3 protein-coding genes and 1 pseudogene are annotated in these 3,783 nt (G+C 42.3%); 1 reads left to right on the top strand and 3 read right to left on the bottom strand.

Features of this window, described 5'->3' with window-relative positions; translation table 11 throughout:
* Window positions 1-607, bottom strand: a pseudogene (locus ACR2F3_RS05170) (glycosidase); the annotation flags it as partial.
* Window positions 608-621: 14 nt separating this feature from the next.
* Window positions 622-2,448 (bottom strand): sodium:solute symporter family protein, encoded by a 1,827-nt coding sequence (locus tag ACR2F3_RS05165; protein ID WP_432708911.1) that lies wholly within the window; start codon window positions 2,446-2,448, stop codon window positions 622-624.
* Between the two features lie 158 nt (window positions 2,449-2,606).
* Between ACR2F3_RS05165 and ACR2F3_RS05160 the strand changes: the two genes are divergently transcribed.
* Window positions 2,607-3,482, top strand: a complete 876-nt coding sequence (locus tag ACR2F3_RS05160; protein ID WP_432708910.1) for an AraC family transcriptional regulator — start codon at window positions 2,607-2,609, stop codon at window positions 3,480-3,482.
* A gap of 3 nt (window positions 3,483-3,485) precedes the next feature.
* Here ACR2F3_RS05160 and ACR2F3_RS05155 read toward each other — a convergent pair.
* The coding region (locus ACR2F3_RS05155) for a cellulase family glycosylhydrolase (protein WP_432708909.1) at window positions 3,486-3,783 on the bottom strand (298 nt) is incomplete at its 5' end.

The raw sequence follows: 3,783 nt of genomic DNA, 5'->3' as shown, positions 1-3,783 counted from the left end.
CATCTACAAATTCCGGATGTAACACTACGTTTCTTTGTTGTGGCGAATTTGTTTTCAAATCGGCCAGTCGTTCCCATGTTTTCAGGTCCTTTGTCCGTACGATACCACATTGCGCAATCGCCATCGTCTGGTCATGTGCTGGTGCAGCCAGGTCTTTTCTCTCCGTACAAAACAATCCATAAATCCAGCCATCCTCATGTGCTACCAGCCGCATATCATAAACATTTACATCAGGATTCTCAGTTTCGGGCAATACTACTGGGCTTTCCCAAAACTCAAAATGGTCTATTCCATTCGTACTTTCAGCTACGGCAAAGAAAGATTTCCGGTCAACACCTTCCACCCTTACCATCAGCAAAAATTTCCCGTTTAATTTAATGGCCCCAGCGTTAAAAGCCGCATTAATACCTATCCGCTCCATTAAATAGGGATTACGCTCCGGATTAAAGTCATAACGCCAGGTCAACGGTGTATGGGCAGCCGTAACCACCGGATTTTCATAACGTTTAAAAACTCCGTTATTAATGGCTATCTCATTATTTGGAGCAGATAATAAAGCTTCATGGGCCTTTATTATTTCTTGCTTCCTTAAGTTAAAATCTATCATGATCTAAAAATTACTTAGTCTTCTAATTTATTCCACCAGGTCCTTTTCAGGATCAAAACAATTATCGTAAGGATCGCCAGCGTAATCCAGAGTGGGGTGTGCATGCTTAAAATCAAATACATTGGTAAAATAGTTAGGCACAACTGCCCGATAACACCTAACACTACATTTAACATATCTAACTTGAATCGCTTGTTTCCCTGGAAAGAGGGATCCTCGGCTACCACTAATGCATGGATGGGTTTCCAAAACCCCCATGGCCTTACGGTTTTATAAAAAGATTTTAATACCGCTACGTCCGTGGGTGCTGTGGCGTAGGTGCCTACAAAACAACCAGCCAAGGACAGTAAAAACAATACCGGCCACCAGTATAATGGCAACCCGGTAGTTACATAAGGCATCAGCATTGCAGCCACAATACCCACAGCCATTCCCCAGAAAAACCCATTCGCATTAAATCGCCACCAATACCATTTTAAACAGTTGGCAGCTACATACCCACCATACAAACCCCCAACTATCCACTGTAGGATATCATTTACGTTCGTTGCAAAAAAACCAAGTCCGATGCCGATAAATACCACCAACACCCCCACCAGGTAATTCATAGTCATGATCCGCTTGGTCTTTGCCGCAGGGTTGATATATTTTAAATAGATATCGTTAATAATATAGGCCTGGGCGGCATTTAAAGTCCCACTAAAGGTTCCCATAAAAGCACCTAATAAGCCTGTCAGCACGATGCCCAAAATACCTGTAGGCATAAACTTATTAATGGTGGCCGGCAGTATGCGTTCAAAATCAGTCACCCCGTCTGGTCCCTTCAAATACAATTGATCATAATAAAGCAGCGCCAACACCGTTAGGCCAATGACCATCGAATACCTGATCGGTAATAATATGATACTTACAAAACCGGTCATTTTACTCGCTTCTTTCGGACTTCGCGTACTTAATACTTTCTGCATGTCGTAATTCGGTGCCGGCCCGGCAAGCGATGCAAAAACACCTTTCAGGAGCATCATACCGAAGAACAAGCTAAACAAGCTGAAACCGTCATCTGCAATTTTCTTATTGGCATCTGCCGCTATGTTACTCCAGTCCAGATCGAGCTTCCATCCAAAAAACGGATCATCCCAGCCTGCAGGTACATTCAACGCCTTACCATTGAGGTTCGTCATCGCGATTACCGCAATGGCAATACAGGCTACAATCATTATCCCATATTTAATCATGTCACCTAAAACGATACTGTGCAAACCACCCAGAATCGAATAAAACATGGCAAAGAGCGTAAAAATGATCCCGTAAAAATGAGGAACGTAGTCGGCGGGAATATTAAATGGCACATAGTCTCTTACCACTTCCCAGGGAATAAAAATTTCCATGAATTTTCCTAGCCCTATAAAACCATAAGCAAGGAAACCAAAGCAACTCAGCAAAGCAAAAGCAATCACCACCAGGTGCGATGGAGTCACCCCTTTCCCTGTTAATCCAAACCTGGTCTGCAACCATTCCGCACCGGTAGTGGCGTTACTTCGCCGCAGCCACTTACTTAGGAACATCATCATAAATACCTGGTTAAAAACCGGCCATAACCACGGAATCCATATACTTTTTAAACCATAAACAAAGCACAAGGCTACCATCCACATCGTCCCGCTGATGTCGAACATATCAGAAGCATCACTTAATCCTAATTTATACCAGGGTAAGGATTTACCACCTAACAAGTAACTTTCATTATTTTGCTTTGCCTTTTTTCTATACCAGAATCCGATAAAAATCATCACAGCCAGGTATAGCAGGAGAATGGAGATGTCAATTAGTTGTAAATTCATATTTGGTTAGGTGGTCAGGGGCTAGCCGTTAAACGACTATTTATTTCGACTAAATTATAGATCAATTGCCCAGTATCGTAATACTATTTTAACCAATTCATAGCGAATGACTATTGTTTAATTATATATTTATGCTAACCAATTAATGCTCCTCCTCAATGAACAACATTACCAAAGAGATTACGCCGTTAACGCAAAACGATTGTTTCACTATTTTTTCAAGGGTAAAAAAAGAGTTTAACTTCCCGCTCCATTTTCATGAAGAGTACGAACTCAATCTGATTTTGAATGCCAAAGGGGCAAAAAGAATCGTTGGTGATAATGTGGAGGAGATCGAAGACATGGAACTCGTGTTGGTGGGCCCTAACCTTTCTCATGTCTGGCTCACCCATAATTGTAAAAGCGAAGAAATCAGGGAAGTCACCATCCAATGGCATAAAGACTTTCTTGATGAGAAAATGCTCAAAAGAAACCAGCTTAGTTTTATTCGTAGAATGTTTGACCGTTCTACCAAGGGCATTCTCTTTCCCAGGGAAACCGCACAACTTGTTTATAAAAGATTGCTGGTTATAGACCAGATGCAGGGATTTGATTCTGTGCTAGAGTTGATGAGCATTTTACACCAGCTGTCCACAGCCAAATCCATGCGGGTTTTGTCTGATGCTACCTTTAATAACGACCAGGTATTGAATTACCACAGCCGCCGCATCGATAAAGCCTTCGAGTACATGAATGCCAACTTCCATAAACCGGTAGCCTTAAAAGACCTGGCTAAACTTGTTAACATGACTGAAGTGTCCTTTAGCCGCTTTATTAAACGACGTACTGGTACCACCTTTATTGATAGCCTTAACGAAATCAGGTTGGGTCATGCCACCAGGATGCTTATTGAAACCACACATTCCATTGCTGAAGTTTCTTTTAACTGCGGCTTCAATAACATCTCCAATTTCAACCGATTTTTCAAAAAGAAAAAGAACTGCACCCCAAAAGAGTTCAGGGAAAACTTCTCGGGCACAAGAGTCTTTATATAAAGGCTATTGAGGATTTAGCTTCCTGAGTTCCGTTCTGATATACAGTCCTGCGGGAGATAAATCAGCAATGGGCCAGCTACCCCTTGCTGCCGCTCCGGTTTTTAATAAACCAGTGGTTTCTTGTTTATCCGTTACATTCCAGTTTACCCAACTCAACTTATTCTTTTCCATCCAGTTCATCCACTTAGCGGTTTTCTCCCGGTCAAAAACCCCGTCTCCATTTGCTTCACCCACGCCCCATTCAGTAACGAATAAAGGTAAACCCAGGCTGATTGCTTCATCGGCCTTTGCCATCAGGCCC

The sequence above is a fragment of the Pedobacter sp. genome (genome assembly GCF_045627485.1).
Lineage (GTDB): Bacteria > Bacteroidota > Bacteroidia > Sphingobacteriales > Sphingobacteriaceae > Pedobacter.
Note: the sequence above shows the minus strand (reverse complement) of the source record. Positions and strands in the feature narration are given on the sequence as shown.

What these genes read in the sequence shown, in the direction of transcription:
- ACR2F3_RS05165 (WP_432708911.1), bottom strand. Translation starts at nt 2,448, where the DNA reads ATGAATTTACAACTAATTGACATCTCCATTCTCCTGCTATACCTGGCT.
- ACR2F3_RS05160 (WP_432708910.1), top strand. Translation starts at nt 2,607, where the DNA reads ATGAACAACATTACCAAAGAGATTACGCCGTTAACGCAAAACGATTGT.